Origin of the sequence: Caballeronia sordidicola (assembly GCF_000729995.1) — a bacterium.
GTDB classification, from domain to species: Bacteria; Pseudomonadota; Gammaproteobacteria; order Burkholderiales; family Burkholderiaceae; genus Caballeronia; species Caballeronia sordidicola_A.
The window spans coordinates 110,478-133,440 of record NZ_JNFG01000015.1 but is presented as its reverse complement, the minus strand read 5'-3'; the positions used below and the strand labels follow the sequence as shown (position 1 = coordinate 133,440).

The 22,963-nt window shown below is 60.3% G+C and carries 24 protein-coding genes; 5 read left to right on the top strand and 19 right to left on the bottom strand.

Going from position 1 to position 22,963, the window contains the following annotated elements:
* Window positions 1-196 precede the first annotated feature (196 nt).
* From FH08_RS0116315 to FH08_RS51890, 4 genes are all read right to left on the bottom strand, one after another.
* Window positions 197-1,816 (bottom strand): sugar ABC transporter ATP-binding protein, encoded by a 1,620-nt coding sequence (locus FH08_RS0116315; RefSeq protein ID WP_035566351.1) that lies wholly within the window; start codon window positions 1,814-1,816, stop codon window positions 197-199.
* Window positions 1,817-2,178: 362 nt separating this feature from the next.
* Window positions 2,179-3,171 (bottom strand): sugar ABC transporter substrate-binding protein, encoded by a 993-nt coding sequence (locus FH08_RS0116310; protein WP_031359342.1) that lies wholly within the window; start codon window positions 3,169-3,171, stop codon window positions 2,179-2,181.
* A 436-nt stretch (window positions 3,172-3,607) separates the two neighbouring features.
* Window positions 3,608-3,889, bottom strand: a complete 282-nt coding sequence (locus tag FH08_RS0116305; protein ID WP_031359341.1) for a hypothetical protein — start codon at window positions 3,887-3,889, stop codon at window positions 3,608-3,610.
* A gap of 343 nt (window positions 3,890-4,232) precedes the next feature.
* On the bottom strand, window positions 4,233-4,478 hold the full coding sequence (locus FH08_RS51890) for a hypothetical protein (protein ID WP_160172478.1): 246 nt from the start codon (window positions 4,476-4,478) through the stop codon (window positions 4,233-4,235).
* Window positions 4,479-4,504: 26 nt separating this feature from the next.
* Between FH08_RS51890 and FH08_RS0116295 the strand changes: the two genes are divergently transcribed.
* From FH08_RS0116295 to FH08_RS0116285, 3 genes are all read left to right on the top strand, one after another.
* Window positions 4,505-4,810, top strand: coding sequence for a PsiF family protein (locus tag FH08_RS0116295; RefSeq protein WP_031359340.1), 306 nt, complete (start codon window positions 4,505-4,507; stop codon window positions 4,808-4,810).
* 310 nt (window positions 4,811-5,120) lie between these two features.
* Window positions 5,121-5,597 (top strand): hypothetical protein, encoded by a 477-nt coding sequence (locus FH08_RS0116290; RefSeq protein WP_051888308.1) that lies wholly within the window; start codon window positions 5,121-5,123, stop codon window positions 5,595-5,597.
* A 376-nt stretch (window positions 5,598-5,973) separates the two neighbouring features.
* Entirely contained in the window at window positions 5,974-6,564 is a 591-nt protein-coding gene (locus FH08_RS0116285; RefSeq protein ID WP_031359338.1) for a YSC84-related protein, read from the top strand.
* A gap of 145 nt (window positions 6,565-6,709) precedes the next feature.
* On the opposite strand, the gene FH08_RS0116280 is transcribed toward FH08_RS0116285, so the two are convergent.
* The 10 genes from FH08_RS0116280 to mltG form a co-directional block, all read right to left on the bottom strand.
* A complete protein-coding gene (locus tag FH08_RS0116280) occupies window positions 6,710-7,777 on the bottom strand; it encodes a glycosyltransferase family 4 protein (protein ID WP_031359337.1) in 1,068 nt (355 codons plus the stop codon).
* 273 nt (window positions 7,778-8,050) lie between these two features.
* The gene (otsA, locus tag FH08_RS0116275) at window positions 8,051-9,469 is read right to left on the bottom strand and encodes an alpha,alpha-trehalose-phosphate synthase (UDP-forming) (protein ID WP_031359336.1); all 1,419 of its coding nucleotides are present in this window, start codon (window positions 9,467-9,469) and stop codon (window positions 8,051-8,053) included.
* 264 nt (window positions 9,470-9,733) lie between these two features.
* A complete protein-coding gene (locus FH08_RS0116270) occupies window positions 9,734-11,077 on the bottom strand; it encodes a mechanosensitive ion channel family protein (protein WP_051888307.1) in 1,344 nt (447 codons plus the stop codon).
* A 244-nt stretch (window positions 11,078-11,321) separates the two neighbouring features.
* Window positions 11,322-11,678: a Rap1a/Tai family immunity protein gene (locus FH08_RS0116265; RefSeq protein ID WP_031359334.1), complete on the bottom strand. Its 357-nt coding sequence runs from the start codon at window positions 11,676-11,678 to the stop codon at window positions 11,322-11,324.
* A 211-nt stretch (window positions 11,679-11,889) separates the two neighbouring features.
* Window positions 11,890-12,576: an ankyrin repeat domain-containing protein gene (locus tag FH08_RS0116260; protein WP_235210378.1), complete on the bottom strand. Its 687-nt coding sequence runs from the start codon at window positions 12,574-12,576 to the stop codon at window positions 11,890-11,892.
* A gap of 206 nt (window positions 12,577-12,782) precedes the next feature.
* Complete coding sequence (locus FH08_RS0116255; protein WP_031359332.1) at window positions 12,783-13,580, bottom strand: TatD family hydrolase; 798 nt, start codon at window positions 13,578-13,580, stop codon at window positions 12,783-12,785.
* Window positions 13,581-13,637: 57 nt separating this feature from the next.
* Window positions 13,638-14,135, bottom strand: a complete 498-nt coding sequence (locus FH08_RS0116250) for a GNAT family N-acetyltransferase (RefSeq protein WP_031359331.1) — start codon at window positions 14,133-14,135, stop codon at window positions 13,638-13,640.
* Between the two features lie 60 nt (window positions 14,136-14,195).
* Window positions 14,196-15,233 carry a DNA polymerase III subunit delta' gene (locus FH08_RS0116245; protein ID WP_031359330.1) on the bottom strand — a complete coding sequence of 346 codons (1,038 nt, stop codon included), beginning with the start codon at window positions 15,231-15,233 and terminating at the stop codon, window positions 14,196-14,198.
* Between the two features lie 203 nt (window positions 15,234-15,436).
* Window positions 15,437-16,057 (bottom strand): dTMP kinase, encoded by a 621-nt coding sequence (gene tmk, locus FH08_RS0116240; protein ID WP_031359329.1) that lies wholly within the window; start codon window positions 16,055-16,057, stop codon window positions 15,437-15,439.
* Complete coding sequence (mltG, locus tag FH08_RS0116235; RefSeq protein WP_031359328.1) at window positions 16,057-17,073, bottom strand: endolytic transglycosylase MltG; 1,017 nt, start codon at window positions 17,071-17,073, stop codon at window positions 16,057-16,059. Before mltG ends, tmk begins: the two co-directional genes overlap by 1 nt.
* 62 nt (window positions 17,074-17,135) lie before the next feature.
* Between mltG and FH08_RS0116230 the strand changes: the two genes are divergently transcribed.
* Window positions 17,136-18,122 (top strand): YgfZ/GcvT domain-containing protein, encoded by a 987-nt coding sequence (locus FH08_RS0116230; protein ID WP_031359327.1) that lies wholly within the window; start codon window positions 17,136-17,138, stop codon window positions 18,120-18,122.
* Between the two features lie 21 nt (window positions 18,123-18,143).
* The gene (locus FH08_RS0116225; RefSeq protein ID WP_031359326.1) at window positions 18,144-18,995 is read left to right on the top strand and encodes an NRDE family protein; all 852 of its coding nucleotides are present in this window, start codon (window positions 18,144-18,146) and stop codon (window positions 18,993-18,995) included.
* Between the two features lie 55 nt (window positions 18,996-19,050).
* Here the strand turns inward: FH08_RS0116225 and FH08_RS0116220 are convergent, their stop codons facing one another.
* The 5 genes from FH08_RS0116220 to FH08_RS0116200 form a co-directional block, all read right to left on the bottom strand.
* Window positions 19,051-20,016 carry an alpha/beta hydrolase gene (locus tag FH08_RS0116220; RefSeq protein WP_031359325.1) on the bottom strand — a complete coding sequence of 322 codons (966 nt, stop codon included), beginning with the start codon at window positions 20,014-20,016 and terminating at the stop codon, window positions 19,051-19,053.
* A gap of 87 nt (window positions 20,017-20,103) precedes the next feature.
* The gene (locus FH08_RS0116215) at window positions 20,104-20,967 is read right to left on the bottom strand and encodes an SDR family oxidoreductase (protein ID WP_031359324.1); all 864 of its coding nucleotides are present in this window, start codon (window positions 20,965-20,967) and stop codon (window positions 20,104-20,106) included.
* A 33-nt stretch (window positions 20,968-21,000) separates the two neighbouring features.
* Complete coding sequence (locus FH08_RS0116210) at window positions 21,001-22,008, bottom strand: NADP-dependent oxidoreductase (RefSeq protein ID WP_031359323.1); 1,008 nt, start codon at window positions 22,006-22,008, stop codon at window positions 21,001-21,003.
* A gap of 60 nt (window positions 22,009-22,068) precedes the next feature.
* Window positions 22,069-22,533, bottom strand: coding sequence for a PaaI family thioesterase (locus FH08_RS0116205; protein WP_031359322.1), 465 nt, complete (start codon window positions 22,531-22,533; stop codon window positions 22,069-22,071).
* 4 nt (window positions 22,534-22,537) lie between these two features.
* Window positions 22,538-22,840, bottom strand: a complete 303-nt coding sequence (locus tag FH08_RS0116200) for a Dabb family protein (protein ID WP_035566371.1) — start codon at window positions 22,838-22,840, stop codon at window positions 22,538-22,540.
* Window positions 22,841-22,963: the final 123 nt, after the last annotated feature.

The window sequence follows — 22,963 nt, the reverse complement described above, 5'->3', positions numbered from 1 at the left end:
GGTCTGACGTACTTCGACTGCCTGTTTGCGGCCTTGTTTGCTGCCTCGTTTGCTGCCATTCGGACCGCCCACCGGCGTTTTCCCCGCGCCGGCTTTCCTGCTTCGCGGGCACCGCAGCTTTTTGCTGCTTTGCGCCTGCTTTAACTGCCTTTCACTACGGTGACGCCACTGCTTTGAATATTTTCATGGTGCTGATTCAGCGCTTCACTGCGGATTCTCCGCTGCTCGGGCTCGGCGGCGCCTTGGCGTCCGGCACAGTGGGTTCCTGGAGGATTTCGTCGCGTTTCGCGTAGCCGGCAAAAGCCGCCGCCAACAGCGCGTCTTGCGACCATGTGTCTCGCTCAAAAACCCCGGTCATCCGTCCCGCCGACATCACCCCGATCCGGTCGCAAATCAGCATTAGTTCACGCAGATCGCTCGACACCACCACCAGCGCTCGCCCTTCCAGCGCCAACGCGCCCATCAACGCATAAATATCGAACTTCGCGCCAACATCGATGCCGCGCGTGGGTTCATCGAATAACAGCACCGTTGAATCGCGCGCGAGCCAGCGGCCGATCACCACCTTTTGCTGATTACCGCCCGACAACTCCGACACTGGCTGCGACGGACCGGCGGCGCGAATGTGCATTGCATCGATCTGCTGTTGCGCCAGCGCCTCTTCGCGCCGTGCATCGACAAAACCGTTGCTCGACACCGCGCCGATATTGCCGAGCGAAATGTTCGCGGCAATCGGCTGCGGCAGCAGCAAACCCTCGCCCTTGCGGTCCTCGGTGATCAGCGCAATGCCGTTCTTCACTGCGTCGGCTGGCGACGTAATCTTCACCGGCATGAGCGCCGCGCCCTCGTGCGCTACCGAGACCACGCCGCTATCGGCCCGATCCGCGCCGTAGATCAGCCGCATCAGTTCCGTGCGGCCCGCGCCAATCAACCCGCTGATGCCGAAGATCTCGCCCGCCTTCACTTCGAACGACACATCGCGGACCACGTGGCCGCGGCTCATGCCGGCAACTTTCAGCGCGACATCGCGAATCTTCCGCTCGCCCAAATCGATCCGCTCGCCGATGTCACGCCCCACCATGAGGGTGACCAGGCGATCGCTGGACAGATTCTGCATGGCGTCGATATGAACCAGCCGGCCGTCGCGCAGCACCGCTGCGCGCCCGGCGATCCGCCTTAATTCTTCCAGCCGGTGCGAGATATACACCAGCGCCACGCCCCGCTCTTTCAGGCGTTCAACTTGCTCGAACAACAGGTCCACTTCACGCGCCGTCAGCATGGCGGTGGGTTCATCGAGAATCAGCACCCGGCAATCGCCAATCAGGTTCCGCGCGATCTCCACCATCTGCTGATGCCCGATCCCCAGCTCGCCCACGAGCGTATCCGGGTCGATTGCGTCGAGCCCAACCTGCTGCATGGCGTGGCGGGCGTCCTCGCGCAGCGCCGCCCGGTCGATCCAGCCAAATTTGAATCCCTTGCGCTGCGGCAAGCGGTTCAGGAACAGGTTTTCCGCCACCGATAACGTAGGCAGCAGGTTTAATTCCTGCATCACCATGCGCACACCGAGCGCTTCCGCCTCCTTGCGGCTGGCCGGGGCGTAAGGCGTACCACCCAGGGTCATGGTGCCGGTAGTCGGATTGACCAGGCCGCCGACGATCTTGGACAGCGTGCTTTTCCCGGCGCCGTTTTCCCCGGTCAACGCGAGCACTTCACCAGCGTGCAGATCCAGCGTGACATCGGATAAAACCGGCTCCACGTAGGTCTTGCCTAACCCGCTCACCGTGAGAACGGGCGCGGTTGCCACTTTGTCGTCCATCCTCTTCTCCGGCGAAAAGCCGCTGCGTTCTTCGAACGCGCGCCCCTCTCGCTGTGCCCGGCTAAAAACCGGACGTCGCGGACTTCGCGAACCTTGCGGACCTGAATATGGCGAAGCTTCAATTCCTGAACAGGCTCGAGCGCAATCGTTTGCAGCCGGGCTTGTTCCGAAGCTTCAACCAGACTAATCCAAGCCCATCCAGCCTACTGTGCGGTCCACCAGGTTCAGATACAAGATTTCGGGCTCCGTCTGACCATTCATCGAAGAAACGAGTTAATCATCCCATTCTTTCGTTTATCGGCAGCGGCGCCCGTTTCTTAAGATTTTAAGCAGACGAATCCAATTTACTATGCGTGTAATACCTATTTTTTGGTGATCAGGACGACTGGCGTTTCAACCACGCCCGACAATTCCGATTGTTTCTTATGCTCGGAAATCGCCTTCAAAGCCGTGTCGATACCAAATACCCCTTGTTTGGCGGCGTACTGATCGGCGGTTGCCAACACCCGGCCGTCGGCCAGCATCGGCTTGATGGCGTTGATGTTGTCGTAACCGACCACATACACTTTCCCCGCCTTGCCGGCCGCCCGCACGGCAGCCACTGCACCGAGCGCCATGTTGTCGTTGCCGCACAGCAGCGCCTTGATGTTCGGGTTCGCGGTCAGGATCTGCGATGCCACCGCGTTGCCCTTATCGATTTCCCAGTCTCCGGATTGCAGCGCAACGACCTTCATGCCGCCTGCCTGCATCGCGTCCTTGAAGCCCGCCGTGCGTTGCTGCGCGTTGGTTGTAGTCGATACGCCTTCGATAATGCCGACTTCATCGCCGGCCTTGAGCCGCTTCGCCAGATAATCCCCGACCAGCCTCGCGCCCTTCTGGTTGTCCGGGCCGACGAACGGCACGTTCAGGTCCTTCGACTTGAGCACATCCGGGTCCAGCCGGTTATCGATATTCACCACGATGATCCCTGCATCCACGGCCTTCTTGATGACCGGAACGAGTGCTTTCGAATCAGCGGGGGCGATCACGAGCGCATCGACCTTCGAGACGATCATCTGCTCGACAATGCGGATCTGGTTGGCGGTATCGGTTTCGTCCTTGATACCGTTCGTGATCAGGTCGAACTGGCTCGCGTTATGTTTCTGATAGTCCTTGGCGCCGGTTTCCATGGTCAGGAAAAACTCGTTCGCCAGCGATTTCATCACGAGCGCGACCTTCGGCTTGTGCGCGGCTTGCGCGGCGGCGCCCGTGGAATACAGCGACAACGGTAATGCGGCGCACGCGCTCAGCGACAGTGCGACCGACAAGAAACGGCGGCGCAGCGCGGGTTTGACAAGTTTGTGATGTGAGTTCATGCGGCAAATCTCCTCGGTTCGTTTTGAGTTGTTGGATATTTAGTTATTGGATGAAACGGGATGGGTGTTGGAGCGTCGAAATGTCGGTTCCGGCAACCTCTGTTCGGGACGAGTCGAGTCGAGTGCCTCCGGCGACCCCCGGTCGGGATTTGGGCGTCGCGTCCGACATCAAGACACGACCCGTCAGATATCGGATTCAACATCGCGCGAGATCTCCGTGCGGGCTTGCGTGTCTTCGGCCCATGTGACAAGCGCCCTTCACACGGCTCAATGAGCGTGGACGTTTCCGCTGGCCACCGCAAGTGCTGTTGGCCCTGATCTTCGCGCAACACGATGCAAAACGATGCACCGCGACTACGCCCGCCAAGCTGCCAATCAACTTCCGTGTGCGAAATGTCGTCAAGTTTTCTCCGGCGCCACCCATGTCCACCCGCTTTCACAGTTCATCGACGGACTCTCCTTCCACCTTCTTGTCGATGATCGCCCGCGCGTACTCAATACCCGCACGTGTCGCTTCAATGGGACTCTCGAACGGCTCCTGCTCCGGCACGCCGAACATCTCCGATCTGCTGCCTTCGCCGCTGGCGCTGCGCGAAATGTTGACGACGATATCGAAATGACGCGGGCCGTCGTCCGGTTCGTCGCGTTCTTTTCCGCGGCGCAACGCCTGGACGGTGATTTCGAAACCTTTGTAGTGATCGGATAAAGGACGAGACATACGCGACTCCTTTCAGCAGTAGAACGACAGGATCGCACGGCTTTGCAACGCAGCGCACGCAAGAGTGTAGAGAGAGACTGTGAAGGCGCTCTGTCGGTGTGATGACACCGTTCAGGCGAATGTTGCGGTGCTACAACGGAGGCTTTTCTCAGCGAAGACCTCCGGGTGCCCGTCGTTGCCGGCCGCGAAATCATCGAGCGACATTCGCTATTCAATTGCGTGAGCGAAATGAAAATTGTAAGCGCTCCCGCGCAGAACCGTTGCCGTCGATGAAAGAAAGCTTACAAAGCGTGTATAGATGAACGCGGCACGGGTCGAATTGATTTTGATTGGTCTGAATAGATTAATGCGTGCGCTTTTTGAATGACGCGGACGTCATGTGCTTTTCTTTTCGATTTCCAAGGTTCGAAACCGTACGGCATTTGTATGGCTTTTTGCCATAATGGCTTGCCCGGTTTTGCCTGATCAAGCTGCCTGATGGTGATGGTGGCGATGGTGGTGATGAGATGACAATCACGGCAAAACCGAAGGCAAACGCCGCAGCGGTATTTTTACGTGCCTGACCTTGCAGCACCTCACCTCGTTTCACGTTATCCATTTAAAGGGAGAAAACGCATGAAGATCCGGGCAACCATGGCAGCGCTCGCACTGGGCGTCGCTTTAAGCGTGACCTTCGCTGCAACACCGGCGTTTGCCGATAACAGCCAGCAATCGAAGATGACCACCTGCAATGCGCAGGCGTCGGGCAAGAAAGGCGATGACCGCAAGGCTTTCATGAAAGATTGCCTCTCGTCGACGCCAGCGGCCGCAGCGCCGATGACCCAGCAGCAGAAAATGACGGCGTGCAACAAATCGGCGACGGGCAAGAAAGGCGACGATCGGAAGGCCTTCATGAAGGACTGCCTGAGCAACAAGAGCTGAACCGGAGCGTGGTGACGTTCGATTGCTGGCTAAGCCGCGTGGCTTTGAACACGCGGCTTTTTTCATGGTTTCTTCGGGTATGCACAGGGGCGAAAGCCGCGCAAAAGCCGCGCACAAATCGCACGTAGGTGAAGTCCCGAACGCGGGAAAACCCCGCCCCGTCTTATTGCAGTGCAGCTACGGTCGTGCTACGCGCCACGCGTTTTATCTCATAAGATGACGCTCAGGCGGCCCACCAGAAGCACGTTTGCGCCATCGGTCCGCCACAGTCTAGCCGGCTTGCAGCACTGCAACGGACGGAGGCCCGAGGATGGTATGGCGATATAAAAACCGCTGGTTCAGGCGGTGGCTGGTCTTGATCATTTTTTGGGCGGTTCCGGTCATGATCGTTGCGGCAAACGAGCTTCGCGAGCAACTCGCGTACGATGCCCAGGATCTTGATCACTCGCTGTCCACCTGGACGTTCACCGACGCGCAACGTGCCTCTCCCGCCGTTTCGCGCTGCCACGGCTCCCTCGATGAAGCGCGCACCGCCGGCTGCCCGCCTGACGTAGTCGCAGCCAATGCTGCCAAGAACCAGGACGCCCTGGCGGAGTATTCGACTCGCCGCAGCGTGCTGTTCGGTTATCTATGGCACGCCTTTGTCGGCTACTGGGTCGTACCGGCGGTCACGCTGTTTTTGCTCGGCGCAGTGATCGGCGTGATTCGACGCTCGCTCCGGCGCCCGCCTGCAAAAAACGACAAACCGAAGCAAGCCAACGAATCCACCCGGATTGCCAAGCCATAACGTCGCGTTGCAGCGCGGGCACAACACCTTTGCAAGCTTTTTCGCACTATCTGACGCAGTTTTTCATTTTATTTTGACGGGTAACTTTGACCGGAATTTGATCTATCGGACAGGGCTGGCCCGCCGTTTGCGTCCTTGAATTTTGTCTTTTATGAGAGACGAATGTTTCGCGCAAACAAGCGCTTTCTCATGGGGACGGCATCTCGGTCGGGCAGGTCAAAATTACCTCATTGCATTTGCCTGACACGGCGCAAGCCAAGCGGGGTAAGGCTCCGCGAGATTTCAGGTCATGTTGCTCACGGACGTGCTGTGTTATAAAACGCCATGCTGCAACACCCGTAGATGGGGTTTCCCAAAAACCACGATGGAGAAAACGATGCAAAGACGAAACTTCATGATCAAATCGACCGCGGCGCTTGCAATGGGTGGCTTCGCGCTAGCCGGTTGCACGACGACCTCGGATCAGGGCGCACAAAAGACTGCCGGCGACGCGGACGCTCGCCGTTCGATCGATTCGGATATTGACGCGAGCCTGCAACGCCTCTATGTCACCGCGCGCGGTTCGCGTGAGCTCGTTGGGAAATCGCGCGGCGTGCTCGTGTTCCCGTCGGTGCTGCAGGCAGGTTTTATCGTCGGGGCGCAGTACGGCAAGGGCGCGCTGCGGGTGGGCGGCAGCTCGGTCGGCTACTACAGCACAACGTCGGGATCGGTCGGTCTGCAAGCCGGTGCGCAATCGAAATCGATCATCTTCCTGTTCATGACGCAGGACGCGCTCGACACATTCCGCAATACGGATGGCTGGTCGGTCGGCGGCGATGCATCGGTGGCGCTGGTCAAGATGGGCGCCAACGGCGCTATCGATTCGAACACCGCTACGGCACCGGTCGAAGTGTTCGTGCTGACGAACGCCGGCTTGATGGCAGACGTCTCGCTGCAAGGCACCAAGGTGTCGCGTCTAAAGATGTGATCTCGGTCTTCGGCTGGCAAGCGCCGGCCTGAATCCTGAATCAAGCGCGCAAGTTAAAACCGCCGCGCAGCATGACCGGAAGGTCGTGCTGCGCGGCGGTTTTTTTGCTTTGACGCGCTGACGAAGCGCATTTTAGAAGCGTTTTTTAGCTGGTCGCGCTGTCAATGAGCTTGAAGCGCGAACGTTTCTGCGCGCGCATGACTGCCTGATAAGCATCAACGTATTGCTGCGCCATGCGATGCGACGTGAAGCGCTCTTCAAAGCGCTTGCGCACGCCCGCGCGCGACACTGTATGCAGCCGGTTCACGGCCGCCACTGCGCCAATCTCGTCCTCGACGATAAACCCCGTCACGCCCTCGTCCAGCACTTCCGGCACCGAGCCGCGGTTGAACGCGATCACCGGCGTGCCGCACGCCATCGACTCGATCATGACCAGTCCGAACGGCTCCGGCCAGTCGATCGGGAACAGCAACGCGTGGGCGCCGGAGAGGAAGCTGGCCTTCTGGTCATCGGCAATTTCACCGATGAATTCCACATACGGCAGCTCCATCAGCGGCGCAATTTCGCGTTCGAAATACTCACGGTCCGCTGAGTCCACCTTTGCAGCAATCTTGATTTTCATCCCGCACCGGCCGGCAATCCGGATGGCGGTATCGACACGTTTTTCCGGCGATATACGCCCAAGGAACGCCAGGTACGTCTGCTCGACCGGCTGCGGCATGTAGCGCGTTTCCGGCAACCCGTGATAGACGGTAGTCAGCCATTTGGCCTGCGGCAACGGATGGCGTTGCGCGTCCGAAATGGAGATGACCGGCGCGGTATCGAACGTGTTGAATATCGGCTGTTGCTCCGGCAAGTCCAGACGCCCGTGCAACGTGGTCACGAATGGCGTGTCCTGCCGCTTGAACAGCGAGAACGAGTAGTAATCCAGGTGGAAATGCAGCACGTCGAAGTCGTCGGCGCGGCGCCGCACCATTTCCATCAGCAGCATATGCGGGGCGATCCGGTCGCGGATTGCCGGGTCCAGGCGCAACGCGCGCGGCCACACGGCTTCCAGCTTTGCCTTGGTTTGCGAGTCTCCTGAAGCGAACAGGGTCACATCGTGGCCAAGTTCCACCAGTGCCTCGGTGATATACGAAACCACCCGCTCAGTGCCGCCATACAGCTTGGGCGGCACCGATTCGGTCAACGGGGCTATTTGTGCAATTCTCATTGTTGCTGTCTCCACTCGGTCTTACGTCGCCGTGATGTTTAGTCGGTGATAGTGATCCGCACGGGCGCCGGACGCCCTCGCGCGCGACGGTGAACGAAACCACGCGCGAGTACGACACCGTATTATTGGCCGTGGAAGCCCAAAAGTTAGCAAAACTTTCACTTTCACGACCCTGTTACAGTCGCGAAACACTCGGATATCGTCGAATTTTTGAGGTTTTCAGGCCGATATTCGGTTAACGAGCAGTGTTCTTCGTCGACGCTGCATCAGGTGTTATTTGTTGTTCGCCGGGCGTTTGCTCTGCTGTTTGTCCAATTTCACGCCTCGCAGGTCGGCGAGAAACGAGTCGCGCCAGACGCCCAGGTCGTATTTGCGCAGCATCACCATGTTGGTTTCGTAGCGCTCGCGGCGTTCGGCGAGCGGCATGGAGAGCGCCCGTCCAATGGCCTCGCTCATGCCTACTATGTCGTGCGGATTCACCATCAGCGCACCCTTCATTTCGTCAGCGGCGCCTGCGAACTGGGACAGCACGAGCACGCCGGGATCGTCGGGGTTTTGCGCCGCGACATATTCCTTCGCGACCAGGTTCATGCCGTCGCGCAACGGCGTAACCAGCCCGATCTGCGACTCGCGAAACAGCGACATCAGCTTCCACCGGTCATAACGCTGGTTCATGTAGCGGATCGGCGTGTAGTCGAGGCCCGAGTAACGGCCGTTGATACGTCCTGCTTCGTATTCCAGGTTATGGCGGATCTGCTGGTACGTATCCACGTCCGAGCGTGTGGGCGGCGCGATTTGCACCAGCGTGACATTGCCCCGCCATTCCGGCGATTTTTCGAGGAAATGCTCGAACGCCTTGAAGCGTTCGACAAGGCCCTTTGAATAGTCCAGCCGGTCCACGCTCATGATGAGCTTACGGCCTTCCAGGCTTTGCTTCAGGTCCATCACATCCTGACGCGCTTCGCCGCGAGTGGCTTGCTCGGCGATTTCATCCGGGAAGATGCCGATGCGGTAGACGCCCGTTTTTAACTTGCGGCCGAACGCCTCCACTTCGCCATCGGCCGTGGCTGTTCCATGCGCGTGACGCACGATGTAATCGTGGAAAGCAGCCTGGTCGCCGGGCGTCTGGAAACCTACTACGTCGTAGCAGCACAGCGACTTGACCAGTTCCTCATGCGGCGGAATGTTGAGCAGGATCTGCGGTGAAGGGAAAGGGATATGCAGGAAAAAGCCCATCCGGTTGGTCACGCCTTCCGAACGCAGCGCTTCGCCAAACGGGATCAAATGATAGTCGTGGACCCAGATGACGTCGTCCGGTTGCAGCAGCTTGATGGCGCGATGCGCCAGCCAGGAATTGACCCGTCTGTATCCCGCGTATTCGTCGCGGTCGTAGACGGCCAGGTCGTTGCGATAGTGAAAGACAGGCCATAAGGTCGCGTTCGAAAAACCGCGGTAATACTGGTCGTAGTCCTTCTTCGGCAAGCCGACGGTGGCGAACGTGACTGCGCCGTCCTGTTCGAGTTTAGGTCCCTGGTTCGCCACGCTGTCGCTGACTACATCGCCGCTCCAGCCGAACCAGACACCACCGCTGTCCTTCAGCGCGCCGAAGACGCCCACGGCGAGGCCGCCGGCCGAGCCTTTGGTTTCTGTCGGAGAGGCTACTCGGTTCGATACAACGACTAAGCGGGTCATTACTGGCTTCCTTTTTTGCGAATCTCAGGGTGTGTGTATTTTTTCGCGGCCGCATACGCGTGAGATGTTCCAGGGTCGCGGCCGTTTATTTTTTGTCGATGATCTTTGTTCGGCTCCGGACAACCGCCTCAGTTCAATTTCATTGCCACGTTCTTCGATGCCCGGGCGGGCTTCTTGGTCTCTCGTTCTCTTGATCTCGCCGCCTGGGCTCTCATTGTCGCTTGGTGCGAGCTGGTGCGCAGTCTTACCGCCACCGAGCTTGGCTCAGCGCCGCTCAGCGGGTTTCGGCGCGCCATCGCCGGGTGCACTCGGCGCGGTGCTCGCCGCCGAATTCGCCGATGCGTCAGGGCCGTGCCGCTCTCCCCGGCTCGCCACCGGATCGGCTTCCGTATTGGCGGTCCCGCGGGATACCGGTGGCCTGATCGTGCGAGCTGCAACTTCGGCACCGTCAATGCCGTCAGTGCCGTCTGCCATGCTGCGTTCGAGCGGCGGGACAAAATCGACATGCTCCCCCTCCGGCGATATATCCGCCCGCGTGCGCGGCAGGAACTGCGGATACGACGACTGCATGAAGTCCAGCAGACCTTCGCGCACCCGGCATCGAAGATCCCAGTTCAAGCCGGAATCGAAGGAACTGACGAGCACGCGAAGCTGCATGGACTTTTCGGTGGCATCGGTGACCTGCAGCACCTGCACCCGCTGATCCCACTCCGGCGCGTTCTGCAAAATCCGCTCGAGCTCTTCGCGCAACGGCGCGAGCGGCATGCGGTAATCGACGAAGAAAAACACCGTGCCAATGATCTGCGAACTATTGCGCGTCCAGTTGGTGAACGGATTCTCGATAAACCATTGCAGCGGCACGATCAGGCGCCGCTGGTCCCAGATGCGGATAGATACATAGGTGCCGGTGATCTCCTCCACCCGTCCCCATTCGCCCTGGATCACCACGACATCGTCGAGCCGGATGGGTTGCGACAACGCGATCTGTAATCCGGCGATCAGGTTGCCGAGCACCGGCCGTGCGGCGATACCGGCCACCAGCCCCGCCACACCCGCCGACGCCAGCAAACTCGCGCCGACCTGACGCACGGCGGGAAACGTCATCAACGCCCCGCCGAAGCCGATGATCACGATCACCACCATCACCGAGCGCGCCAGCACGCGCGCCTGCGTGTGAATCCGGCGCGCTTGCAGGTTGTCCTGGCTGTCGAGCGGATGGGCTTGCACCAGCGCCTCGGCCACCGCGCCCACTGAGCGCACGGCAAGCCACGTCAGCGCGACAATCAGCAGCACGGTGAGCAAGTCGCGCAATGCGGCGGCGAATGGCAGCGCATCAGGGGTTTCAACCAGCACGAAACCCAGGCCGAGAATGATCAGCAGCGTGAGCGCGGGCTTGTCGATAAAGCGCAATACCACGCTCATCAAGGGGTACGGCCGCGCAATGCGCCCCAGAATGCGAGCGCCCACGCGATGCACGCCAATGGCGAACAGCACGGAAAGCGCCGCCACGACAAGCGTGCCGGGCCAGGTATTGAGCGGAGCGGAGGCGATTCGCTCGAAGGAGTCGAAATCGATGGAGCTGAAATTGATGGAGTCGAGAGAGGTCATCGTCGTCGTGGGATCAGCCTTGGAAGGTGATATCGGGGGATACGACGGGATTATGCAAAGCCCGATTGCGTCTGAGTGCGCATGGAGCGCGGTGACGTCAGTGGCATCAGTGACATCGGCGGCCGGCCGGATTGACCTGCCAGCCGCGTGATGAGATGACTATTCTATTGCACGGCAGCATGCGCTGCGCCGGCCGGGCGGCATGGATGAACCGCGCCACGCCCGCGCCACGCCCAATGGCAGCTTACTTTTCAGCTTTGCAGGGGAACGCCTTGCCGAGCCCGAGGGACACCATGGTCGTGGCGTTGAAGTTGCCGCGCGTGGGATTGTCGGCGATGAACTTGCGTACCGCGTCCGTCAGTTCCTGCGGTTTGACATCGACTGGCAGGCAAAAATACTGGCCGATCTGCGGTCCCGATGTGCCGCCAATCGCTTCGATGGTGTTGTAGATGCCGTCAGCGGCACCTTCTATATAAGCCGCGCATGCGCTGCGTGAGGCTGTGTCCGTCTTGGTACAAAGCATGTTCAGATCGTTGCCTGTGAACGCGGCCGCGCTAAGCGGAAACGCGAGCACACTGGCCATGACAAAAACCCGCTGCATGATGGTCCTTTCTTATGTTGGCAGTTGCGGGCCGGCCTGGATGCGCAGGTGAAAACAACCTGTCTTGAAGGCCCAAACCCGTCTTATCAGCGAGCGCACCCGGACGCCTTTCTTCGGATTATCACGCCGGATCACACCCGCTGTTCCTCGTATCGCGCGGTCGGGACCTGTTGCCGGTCAAACCCGGGTCAGGTTCCTCGCCGTGCGAGCGTCATTTTGCACTGTTTGCGCCGCTTTGCGGGGCTCCAGACGCGCCCGCCGCGCCCTGGTTTTGCATCGCTGCCAACCGTGCCGCCAGCCCTTCCGCCACGTCCTTCTCGTGATACTGCTTCGCGAAGTCCACCGCCGTCAGGCCAATCTGGTTCTTCACGCGCAAATCGGCGCCTTCATCGAGCAGCAGCTTGACCGTCGACAAATGGCCGCCGCGCGCCGCCATCATCAGCGGGGTCGTGCCGTTGGGCGAGCCCGAGTCGATGTAAGCCGAATGGTCGAGCAACACCTTCACCACGTCGTCGTGACCGTTGGTCGCAGCGTAGTGCAGCGGCGTCCAGCCCTTCTTGTTCACTTCCGCATCCTTCGCGATCAGGATGTTCACGAAGTTGAGGTCGTCGTTTAGGGCGGCGAGCATCATTGCGTTTTCACCGGCGGGATCGAGCTTTTCAAGGTCGATATTCGGGTTATCGGCGAGCAGCTTGCCTACCTTGTCAGACTTTTCCCTCGCCGCGATCACGAGCAACGGCGTGCCGGTGTCATCAACCAGATTCGGGTCCACGCCCTGTGCCAACAGCTTTTTAACGGCAGATATGTCGTCGAACTTTACTGCCTTGATCATGGAGTCGGCAGGCGTCGCGAAAGCGGGTTGCGCGATGGCGGCCGCCGTCAGCACCAGGCCCGTCATGAGGGTTCGCCACGTTTTACGTGTTGAATGGGCTCGCCGAATGGCTCCCGAATGGGTTCCCGGAAGGGGCGAAGAGGAAATCGTCGAAAATTTAAGCATGTGTTCCTTGGGGATTACTTAACGTTCTAATAACGAAATACCGGATCTTTCAGGCGATCGATCGGACGCGCTGCAGTGAAGAGACCGCGGCGAGACCGTACCGAGCTTCAATGCTCAGCTGGCTGCGCCTGCGGAATCTTGAACAGCGTGAAAAAATTACGCGTGGTGGCTGCCGCCAGCGCTTCATCCGGCATCTCGCGCAATTGCGCGATGAAGCGTCCGACATAACTTACGTACGCAGGTTCATTCGATTTCCCGCGATACGGCACCGGCGCCAGATACGGCGAGTCCGTTTCAATCAGCAAACGCTCGAGCGGCACGCGCCCCGCGACGTCGTGCACGTCTTTCGCGCTCTTGAACGTGACAATGCCCGACAGCGAAATGTAAAAATCCTGGGCGAGCGCCGCCTCGGCGACGTGCCACGGTTCCGTGAAGCAATGCATGACGCCGCCCGGCACGCTTGCTCGCTCCTCGGCCATGATCCGCAGCGTGTCTTCCCACGACGACCGCGTATGAATAATCAGCGGTTTCGCCGTCGCATGCGCGGCGCGGATGTGCGTGCGAAAGCGTTCACGTTGCCATTCCATATCCGCGATGCTGCGGCCTTCCAGACGGTAATAATCCAGCCCCGTCTCGCCAATAGCCACTACTTTCGGATGCCGCGCCAGCTCCACGAGCTCCGCTACGCTCGGCTCACGCGCGTCCTCATGATCCGGATGCACACCGACCGATGCGTAAATATGCTCGTTTTCTTCGGCGATCTTCAACACCGAAGGCAGCGTCTCCAGATCAACCGAGACGCACAGCGCATGCGTCACCTTCAGCTCGCGCATTTTGTCGAGCACTTCGGGCAGACGGTCGGCCAGGCCTTCGAAATTGATGTGGCAATGCGAATCGACGAACATGGGAATTCCGTTAAAGCGGGATTGGGTGGGCTCTCAAGTGATGGTTCATCTAGCCGCTCAGCCGAGCCGCCGGCCGAGAATCACGAGGTCTCGCTCAACGCCGTCCAGCACCGCGACGCGCGGCAGTGTGCCCCACGTCTGGAATTCGAAGCGCTGGAACAGGCGCAGGCTTGCTTCGTTGTGGCCGAAGATGAAGCCCAACAGTGTGTCGATACCCAACGCCGGCGCACGTTCCAGTGCTGCTTGCAGCAGCTGCTTCCCAAGCCCTTTGCCACGCGCGCTTTCGGCCAGATAGATGCTGACTTCAGCCGTGCGAAGGTAAGCCGGACGGCCGTAGAAATCGGAAAAACTCAGCCACGCGATAACCTCGCCGTTTTCTTCGACCACCCAGAGCGGGCGAGCCTTCGGGCCATGGGCATGAAACCACTGGAGCCGGCTTTCGAGCGTCACGGGTTCCAGGTCGGCGGTCACAAGGCGCGACGGCACCGTGGAATTGTAGATAGCCACAATGCCGGGAAGATCGTCGAGCGTGGCGTCGCGGAAGTCGAGGTTCATAGTGCGGTCGTGTGCAAAAAGAGTGAATCGAATGTCATGAAGCTTATTCGGGCCGCATTTTCAGGCGGCAGTGAACACGTCGCGGTACGCAAGGAACAGTTCTTCGAACACCAGCCGCGCGTTCAGCGGATGATTTTCCACCGCGCGCTGCCGTGTCACCGTCTTTTGAAAGCGGGCGAAACGCTCGGTATCGATCTGCGCGGCGCAGCGTTCGAGCGCCTTCGATGCTCCCGGAAAGTAACGCGGACGCCCCGCCGTTTTCTGGGCGAGCAGATCGTAAAGCCAGCGCTGCAGCCAGCCGAGCACCATAGGCACCGGCAGCTTCTGCAGGCTTTCTCCGCACGCGAACGCGTCGCAAGCGGGGCCGGCGGCCAGTTGCGCCAGCGCGAAATCACGCAGCGCGCGGTTTTCATCGGAGGCGAGCGCCAGCGCGGTCAGCGGCGCTCCGCCGGCTTCTGCCAGCACGGCTGCGGGACGCTCCACGCCCTGCTGCGCCAGCCATGCAACGGCGGGCTCGGTGGCCGGGAGGGTCATCGGCCATTGGCGGCAGCGGCTGATGATCGTCGGCAGCAAGCGGTCCACGCGTGCTGTCACCAGAATGAACACCACGCCCGCAGGCGGCTCTTCCAGTGTCTTGAGCAATGCGTTTGCGGCGAACACGTTGATCGATTCAGCCGGATACAGCAACACGACCCGCAAACCGCCCCGGTGCGAGCCGAGGCTGAAAAAATTCATCAGCCCGAGCACCTGATCGATCTTGATCTCCTTGCTCAGGACCTTCGTTTTCTTGCCGTCCTCGGCGTCTGCCTTTTCGGCCTTATCGGCCTTGTCGTCGTTGACCAATTCACCGGCGAGCGCTTCCGGCAGAACCGCCCGATAGTCGGGATGGTTGCCCTGGCTGAACCACAGGCACGCAACGCACTTTCCGCACGGTTCGCGCGTGTCGGTCGGTGTTTCGCAGAGCAGGCTTTGAGCAAGATGCTGCGCAAACTGCAATTTACCGATGCCCGCGCGACCATGTAGGAGCAATGCATGCGGCCAGCTTGCACGCAGTTGCTCAAGACGGGTCCAGTCATCGGTTTGCCACGGATAGATCATGAAAAGTCTTTTGGATCAGGTGTTTGCGGTGCAATCTTGTGAATCTGAATTTACTTTAACTTGTCGGTAAAACTCAACTGATTCAATTGTTTGTTGACAATAATTGAAGTTTTTTCGAGCTTCTGATCGGAGGCACTGTCAGCGATAAAACCGCCTGGGATCACGACTTAAAGTAAATTCTATTTACCGATTTTTATTTAAAATCAGATATTTGCGATCACTAATTCAAGTTGTTTCTGGATATCCACTATCGATTGCGTAGCATCAATTATCACAAATCGTTCCGGCGATTCCTCCGCCCGGCGCAAATACTCAGCCCGGGTGCGGCCGAAAAACGAATCGGATTCGCTCTCGAACTTATCCGGCGAGCGGACCGCGCCGCGTCGTTCGCTGGCCACGTTCGTCGGGACATCGAAGAGCACGGTCAGATCCGGCTGGAAACCGCCCTGCACCCAGCGCTCGAGTGCTTCCAGCTTGTCGCGCGGCAAACCGCGGCCGCCGCCTTGATACGCGAAGGTGGCATCGGAGAAACGGTCCGACAGCACCCAGTCGCCCCGCGCCAGCGCCGGCTCAATGATCTGCGCCAGATGTTCCCGGCGTGCGGCGAACATCAGCAACGCCTCGGTTTCGAGGTCCATCGGCTGGTTGAGCAGCAATTCTCGCAGGCTTTCTCCCAGCGACGTGCCGCCGGGTTCCCGCGTGATCACGACCAAACGGCCCGTGGCTGCGATCTTGTCTTCCAGGCGCTGACGAAACCACGCGAGGTGCGTCGTCTTGCCCGCGCCGTCGATGCCTTCAAACGTGATGAATCTGCCGCGCACCATCATTGTCCCCGGATGTACTTGTCGACGGCCCGATTGTGGTCGCCGAGATTGTCTGAAAAGAAGCTGCTGCCGTCGCCGCGCGACACGAAATACAGTGCCGCGCTGGAGGCAGGATTGACCGTCGCCGCGAGGGCTGCCACGCCCGGCAGCGCGATCGGACCGGGCGGAAGGCCCATGCGCGTGTAGGTATTGTACGGAGTGTCGGTTTGCAGGTCTTTTTTACGCAGGCGGCCGCCGTAGGCCGAACCCAGTCCGTAGATCACCGAAGGGTCCGTTTGCAGCGGCATGCCGATGCGCAGCCGGTTCGTGAACACCGCCGCGACCAACGGCCGGTCGGCGGCGCGCCCGGTTTCCTTTTCGACAATCGACGCCATGATCAGCGCCTCATAAGGCGTCTTGTACGGCAAATTCTGCGCGCGAGTGGTCCAGGCTTCGTCGAGGCGCTGCTGCATCAGCTTGTACGCCCGTTTGTAGACGGCGATGTCGCTCGTGCCTTTATCGAAGAGATAGGTGTCGGGGAAAAACAGGCCTTCCGCGCTCGCCCGCGCAATCACGTCATCCGGCGCGCCAACGGCCTTCAGCAAGTCGGTGTCGGTCATGCCCGCCGTGTCGTGCTGCAGCGCCGGATTGCCGTCCAGTTCGTTGCGCATTTTCTGGAACGTCCACCCTTCGATTACGGTCGCCACGTACTCGTTGACGTCGCCGCGGGCGATTTTCTGCAGCATCTCGTAGGGCGTAATGCCCTCCTTGAACGCGTAGTTACCGGACTTGAGCTGCGCTGAAAGACCGAGCGCGCGCGTCATCAGCACGAACAACTGCTGTTGGACGTGCGCGCCGCCGCGGTCCAGCTGGAGGGCCACGCTGCGTAACGTGCTGTGGGATTTGATGGTGATGTCGAGTTCGGGTGATGCCAGGTCGACCGGGCTGTTCGCCCATTTGAACACGCCCCCGACGAGCGCACCGCCAACCGCGACCGCGACGACAGCCGCGATCAAACATTTCTTCAAAAGGGACATGCGAAACACGCTCTAGGTAAGACCCATATAATAACTTCGTTCGCATCCGTCAAAGTCAGTTCATGAATTCCCCGACCGTCTCACCGCTTTCATCTTCCTTCGACGCCGCCCTTCACGCCGGCGTTTTCGTGCCGCTGACGCAGTTCGGCATTATCGATACCACCGGCGACGACGCCGCTGCTTTTCTTCACACGCAATTGACAAGCGACGTCCAGCATCTGGATGCGTCAAACGCGCGTCTGGCGGGTTATTGCTCACCGAAGGGCCGCTTGCTGGCGTCGTTTTTGATGTGGCGTTGCGGCGAGGCCGTGCGCCTGATGCTCTCCGCCGACATCCAGGCATCGGTGCAAAAACGCTTGTCGATGTTCGTGATGCGCGCGAAAGCGAAGCTCGCCGATGCCACGCCGTCGCTCGCCGCGGTGGGTTTTGCCGGCGATGTCCGCAAGACGCTGTCCCATCTCTTCGATGCCATGCCCGACGGGGTGCATGTGAAAGTGGACGGTCCGCTCGGCTCGCTGATCCGCGTTCCCGATGCCGCCGGCCGGCCGCGTTTCCTGTGGGTCGGCCCGAAGGCTGAAGTCGAAGCGCGCCTCGCCGAGATGGAAAAACAGCTCGTGCGCGCCCCTGCCGAGTTATGGGACTGGCTCGACATTCACGCAGGCGAACCGCGCATCACGCAGCCGACTTCCGAGCAATTCGTGCCGCAGATGGTCAACTTTGACGTGCTCGGCGGCGTCAACTTCAAGAAGGGGTGTTATCCGGGGCAGGAAGTGGTTGCGCGCAGTCAGTATCGCGGCACGATCAAGCGCCGCACATCGCTGGCTCATGTCGATACCGCTAAAGCCGGCGACGAACTGTTCCACTCCGACGACCCGGGCCAGCCTTGCGGCCTGGTGGTCAACGTGGCGCCCGCGCCTGGCGGCGGCGTGGATGCGCTCGTGGAAATCAAGCTCGCGGCGCTTGAGCAGGGCTCGGTACACGTCGGTGCTGCGGAGGGGCCTGCGTTGAAGTTCTCGCCGCTACCCTACGCGCTGCCGAGCGAAGTCTGACTTATTGCGGACGGTTCGCTCATGTGTCTCATCGTCTTCGATTGGCAACCGGACGCGACAGCGTCTGACGCTGATCGCCCGTTTCCGTTCCCGTTACTCACGCTTGCGGCTAATCGCGACGAGTTTTTTCATCGTGAAACCGAGCCGTTGCATTGGTGGGAAAGCTTGGAAAGCGCGCCGAAGATGCTCGCCGGACGCGATCTGACGGGCGGTGGAACCTGGCTTGGGGTCACGCGTGATGGCCGTTTTGCCGCGTTGACGAACTATCGGGCGCCGGCGGAAGTGCGGCCCAATGCGCCGACTCGCGGGACGCTGGTCAGCGACTTTCTGTCCGGCGCACCGGTTGCGCCAATGGCCTATCTGGACGCAGTGGCCCGCGACGGGCATCGGTATAACGGCTTCAATCTGGTTGTCGGTGACTTCACGCGGGGCGAACTCGCCTGGTACGGCAATCGTGCCGATGCCCCGCCTTCGCTGCTTGACCCTGGTATTCACGGGTTGTCGAATAGTCTGCTCGACACACCCTGGCCCAAGCTTGTCGCGCAACGCGACGCGTTGCGGGATCTGCTTCACGTCGATGAACGGCCGTCGCTGGACAGCCTGATCGAGACCATGCGCAACCCCCAACTCGCCGATGATCATCTGCTGCCGTCCACCGGGCTCTCGCTTGAGCGCGAGCGGGTGTTGTCGGCGGCGTTTATCGAGTCGGAGGGGTATGGCACGCGCAGCACCACGGCGTTGCGAGTGGTGGCGGTTGGCGGTGACTTGACGCTGCAGATCAAGGAACTCAGCGACGACGATGGTTCACATAACATCCAACGTCCCGGCGCGTTTGAACGAAGCGATGCGTTCACGATCGTGCGGGCGGTTTAAAAGCCGTTGAACTTGGAGCGAAACTTTGTGCGCGTAAAGTTCTCGGCGCCGGTTTTCAACTCTCTGTGACGTTCATGTATCGACGCAACGCATCGGCTGCGTCCGCATGCGCTTTCGCCACTTCCGGCACAAAACCGCCCATTTTGAAGAACTCGTGCGTCATGCCTTCGTAGCGGACCAGTTCAACCGGCACATCCGCCCTTTCGAGTTTGGCCGCGTAGGCTATGTCTTCGTCGAAGAGCGGATCGTGATCGGCAGCGGCGATCCACGCAGGAGCGATACCGGTGAAATCCGGTACCGGCCCGCGTGCGTCCAGCGGGGCGAAACGCCAGTCGTCACGGTCTTTGTCGTCGCGAAGATACTGGGCAAAAAACCACTGAATGGTCTTCGACGACAACACAAAACCTTCGGCAAATTGCGCGTGCGATTGCGTGTCCTGCCGCGCGCTTACGCCGGGATAAATCAGCAATTGGAGGCGTAGCGGGATGCCGGCATCGCGTGCGAGCAATGCGCACACCGTCGCGAGTGTGCCGCCTGCGCTGTCGCCACCCACCGAGAAACGCGTGTTGTCGAGCCCCAGCGACGCCGCTTGCGCGTAAAGCCACGTGAGGGCATCGAAGGCATCGTGCACGGCGGTTGGAAACATGTGCTCGGGCGCGAGCCGGTAATCGACCGATGCCACCGCGCAACCCGAATCGGCGGCGAGGCTTCGACAGAGCGAATCGTGGGTATCGATACTGCCGATCACAAAACCACCGCCATGAAAATAGACCAGCGTAGGTGTAGGGGCCGCCCAGTTCGGTTCGACCGGGTGATAAAGGCGCGCACGGATGGACGCTTGATCGCGCGTGGGGATGGTGAGCTCGTGGACCTCGAACATTGCGGCCGGCGCGATGTCGAGAATCAGCGCGCTGCGCTCGTAGGACGCGCGCGCGGCGGAAGCCGAAAGCGTGTGAATCGGCGGCCGCTTGGCCTTCGCGATGAGTTCAACGACCTGTGCAATGGCAGGATTCAGCGGCATGGGGGCGGGGAATTGGCGGGTGTTGGAAGCTCGGGATGATGACATAGCACCGCGAATCTGATGCGATTCGGTGCGTTAGTCGGCACCCTACCCCTTCACCTCCGGCTTCAACGACAGCGGATCGGTCGGATTGCGCTGCTGCGTGACATCATCGAAACGCAGTTGCACCGATGCCAGAATGTTCGGGTGCGTCAGCACATAAAACCGCCGCTCGCGCACCGCGTCGAAGGTCAGTTCCGCCACCTGTGCCGCGCTCAGCTTCCCGCTCTCCACCGCCTTCGAGAGTTGCTTTCCCGCCATGCGCTGCGATGCCGTCAGTGGTTCATCGTTGCGCAAACCCTCGGGCCGCACCCGTTCGGCGTTCGCAATGCCTGTCGGCACGAACGCCGGACATAGCAGCGAGCAATCCACCTGGCCGCCGATGATCTTCAGGTCGTGATACAGCGTCTCCGTCAACGCGACGACCGCATGTTTCGATGCGTTATAAACGCCCATTCCCGGCGCCGACAGCAAGCCTGCCACCGATGCCGTGTTGACAATATGCGCCGGCTCTTGCTGCGCGAGCATCAACGGCGTGAACGCGCGCAAGCCGTTCGCGACGCCCATCACGTTGACGCCGAAGACCCAAGCCCAGTCGTTCGCGCTGCTTTCCCAGACGAAACCGCCCGTGCCGACGCCCGCGTTATTGAAGAGCAGATGAACGGCGCCGTAGGTATCGATAGTCGTGCGCGCAAGCGCGTCGACCTGCGCGGCATCGGAAACGTCAGTAGGCACGCCGAGCGCCTCAGCGCCTAAACCGCGCGCCATCTCGACCGTTTCCGCGAGACCTTTCGCATCGACATCGGCGAGTACGAGCTTCATGCCCAGCGCCGCGCCCTTCAATGCGAACTCGCGGCCGAAGCCGCTGCCGGCGCCCGTGATCACGGCCACTTTGCCGTTGAAGTTATCCACCCTGTCTCCTTCGATCTTGTAGATTTCGAACGTTCAGATCAGCCTGACGAGCTGCTTGCCGAAGTTCTTGCCTTTGAGCAATCCGAGAAAAGCCTCCGGGGCATTCTCCAGGCCCTGCGCAATCGTCTCGCGATATTGCAGCTTCTTCTGAGCGACGAGCCCGCCGAGTTGCGTGAGCGCCTCGGGCCACACTTCCGGCGATTCGCTGACGATAAAACCCTGCACCTTCAAGCGCTGCGTGAGCATCAAAGCGGGCTTTTTGAGCGGCATCGGTGAACCGTCGTAACTGGCGATCATCCCGCACAACGCGATGCGACCGAATGCGTTCATGCGCGACAACACGGCGTCCAGTATCTCGCCGCCGACGTTTTCGAAGTAACCGTCGGCACCGTTCGGCAACGCGGCCTTGAGGTCGTCGTGGAGGTTGCCCGCTTTGTAGTCGATGCATGCGTCGAAACCGAGGGTCTCGGTGACGTAGCGGCATTTGTCCGCCCCACCTGCGATGCCCACCGCGCGGCAGCCCGCTGCTTTCGCCAACTGGCCGACCACGCTTCCCACCGCGCCGCTCGCCGCACTGACCACGACCGTTTCGCCTGCTTTCGGCTCGATGATCTTGTTGAGCCCAAGCCATGCTGTCACGCCGGGCATGCCGACCGGGCCGAGATACGCTGAAAGCGGGATATGGGTGTCATCGACTTTACGCAGGCCCTTGCCATCCGATGTGCCGAATTCCTGCCAGCCGTAGATCCCGACCACCTTGTCGCCGATCGCAAACTTCGGATTCTTCGATTCCACCACTTCACCCACCGTCCCGCCGATCATCACCTCGTTGAGCGGCTGCGATGCGGCGTAAGACTTCGAGTCGTCCATACGGCCGCGCATGTAGGGATCGAGCGAGAGGAAGTGATTACGTACGCGCACCTGGCCGTCCGCCAGGGCCCCAAGCGGGGTTTCGACGAGTTTGAAGTTGTCGACGCTTGCCGCGCCTTGCGGGCGCGAAACGAGGAGGATCTGGCGATTGATTGAAGTGTGTTCTGGCATTGTGATACTCCTGTGCGGTCGGGGACAAACCAGAGCGCGAGGCGCGCGCTGGCAGCGGCGTCAGGCGTCGCTGGGACCGGGTGTGGCGGACGGATCTGAGCGCAGGCGTTGCTTTGCGATATCGCGGCCGACAGCCAGCCTTCGCATGTATTTGAAGGTGCCGAGCGCCTTTGCGACGAAATGGCCTTCGCTGTCGCGGATTTCGCCTTCGCAATACGCCATGGTGGTCGAGCGGTGCAACACGCGGGCAAACGCGCGGAGTTCGCCGCGGCCCGGCTGCATGAAGTTGACTTTCATTTCGACGGTGACTACGCCGATGCCGTCGCCGGCGAGACTGCGCGCGGCCATCGCTAGGGCGCAGTCGGCGAGTGTCATGGTCACGCCGCCATGTGCGATGCCCCAGGTGTTCATATGCGTGCTGGTCAGCGGCAGCAGCACTTCGCTTGCGCCGTCTTCGGCGGTGACGAGCTGTACGCCGAGCGAATCGATGAACGGGCTTTCAGAAAGCGTGGAGAAGTCGGTCATGGCTTCAGACTTCGTAATCGATGCATTGACGCGATTCGCGTACCGCTGCAACGAACTCCTTGATCGCCAGGTGCTTGGGGTGAACCTGATACGCCTGAAGGGCTTGCGCATTGTCGAAATCGGACACGAGGACCACGTCATACGTGGCTTCGAAGCCGGGTTGCGCCACGCCTACTTCGAAGTGCCCCTGGCCCGAAACAATGCTGCGACAGGATTCGAGTTTGGCTTTCAGCTTGACGATGTTTTCCTCGCGCGTGCCGCCCTCGGCGCTTTCCTTCAACTTCCACATGACGATATGTCTTAGCAACTTGCTCACCTTGATTGGTTAGTGTTCAACGGCGTTTATCCCGGCGCATGGGTCGGGCCGATATCGGAAAAGGCAAGACCGGGCGTTGATACACTTTGTCCTACGTAGCGATATGCGAACGAA

Excerpts from the sequence above, each read along its gene's own strand:
- FH08_RS0116295 (WP_031359340.1), top strand. The coding sequence starts at position 4,505 with ATGAAGATCCGGGCAACCATGGCAGCGCTCGCACTGGGCGTCGCTTTA.
- FH08_RS0116285 (WP_031359338.1), top strand. The coding sequence starts at position 5,974 with ATGCAAAGACGAAACTTCATGATCAAATCGACCGCGGCGCTTGCAATG.
- FH08_RS0116220 (WP_031359325.1), bottom strand. The coding sequence starts at position 20,016 with ATGCCGCTGAATCCTGCCATTGCACAGGTCGTTGAACTCATCGCGAAG.
- FH08_RS0116265 (WP_031359334.1), bottom strand. The coding sequence starts at position 11,678 with ATGCAGCGGGTTTTTGTCATGGCCAGTGTGCTCGCGTTTCCGCTTAGC.
- FH08_RS0116205 (WP_031359322.1), bottom strand. The coding sequence starts at position 22,533 with ATGACCGACTTCTCCACGCTTTCTGAAAGCCCGTTCATCGATTCGCTC.
- FH08_RS0116255 (WP_031359332.1), bottom strand. The coding sequence starts at position 13,580 with ATGTTCGTCGATTCGCATTGCCACATCAATTTCGAAGGCCTGGCCGAC.
- tmk (WP_031359329.1), bottom strand. The coding sequence starts at position 16,057 with ATGGTGCGCGGCAGATTCATCACGTTTGAAGGCATCGACGGCGCGGGC.
- FH08_RS0116270 (WP_051888307.1), bottom strand. The coding sequence starts at position 11,077 with ATGACCTCTCTCGACTCCATCAATTTCAGCTCCATCGATTTCGACTCC.
- FH08_RS0116310 (WP_031359342.1), bottom strand. The coding sequence starts at position 3,171 with ATGAACTCACATCACAAACTTGTCAAACCCGCGCTGCGCCGCCGTTTC.
- FH08_RS0116315 (WP_035566351.1), bottom strand. The coding sequence starts at position 1,816 with ATGGACGACAAAGTGGCAACCGCGCCCGTTCTCACGGTGAGCGGGTTA.
- otsA (WP_031359336.1), bottom strand. The coding sequence starts at position 9,469 with ATGACCCGCTTAGTCGTTGTATCGAACCGAGTAGCCTCTCCGACAGAA.
- FH08_RS0116250 (WP_031359331.1), bottom strand. The coding sequence starts at position 14,135 with ATGAACCTCGACTTCCGCGACGCCACGCTCGACGATCTTCCCGGCATT.
- FH08_RS0116225 (WP_031359326.1), top strand. The coding sequence starts at position 18,144 with ATGTGTCTCATCGTCTTCGATTGGCAACCGGACGCGACAGCGTCTGAC.
- FH08_RS0116230 (WP_031359327.1), top strand. The coding sequence starts at position 17,136 with ATGAATTCCCCGACCGTCTCACCGCTTTCATCTTCCTTCGACGCCGCC.
- FH08_RS0116280 (WP_031359337.1), bottom strand. The coding sequence starts at position 7,777 with ATGAGAATTGCACAAATAGCCCCGTTGACCGAATCGGTGCCGCCCAAG.
- mltG (WP_031359328.1), bottom strand. The coding sequence starts at position 17,073 with ATGTCCCTTTTGAAGAAATGTTTGATCGCGGCTGTCGTCGCGGTCGCG.
- FH08_RS0116305 (WP_031359341.1), bottom strand. The coding sequence starts at position 3,889 with ATGTCTCGTCCTTTATCCGATCACTACAAAGGTTTCGAAATCACCGTC.
- FH08_RS0116245 (WP_031359330.1), bottom strand. The coding sequence starts at position 15,233 with ATGATCTATCCGTGGCAAACCGATGACTGGACCCGTCTTGAGCAACTG.
- FH08_RS0116290 (WP_051888308.1), top strand. The coding sequence starts at position 5,121 with ATGGTATGGCGATATAAAAACCGCTGGTTCAGGCGGTGGCTGGTCTTG.
- FH08_RS0116210 (WP_031359323.1), bottom strand. The coding sequence starts at position 22,008 with ATGCCAGAACACACTTCAATCAATCGCCAGATCCTCCTCGTTTCGCGC.
- FH08_RS0116260 (WP_235210378.1), bottom strand. The coding sequence starts at position 12,576 with ATGACGGGCCTGGTGCTGACGGCGGCCGCCATCGCGCAACCCGCTTTC.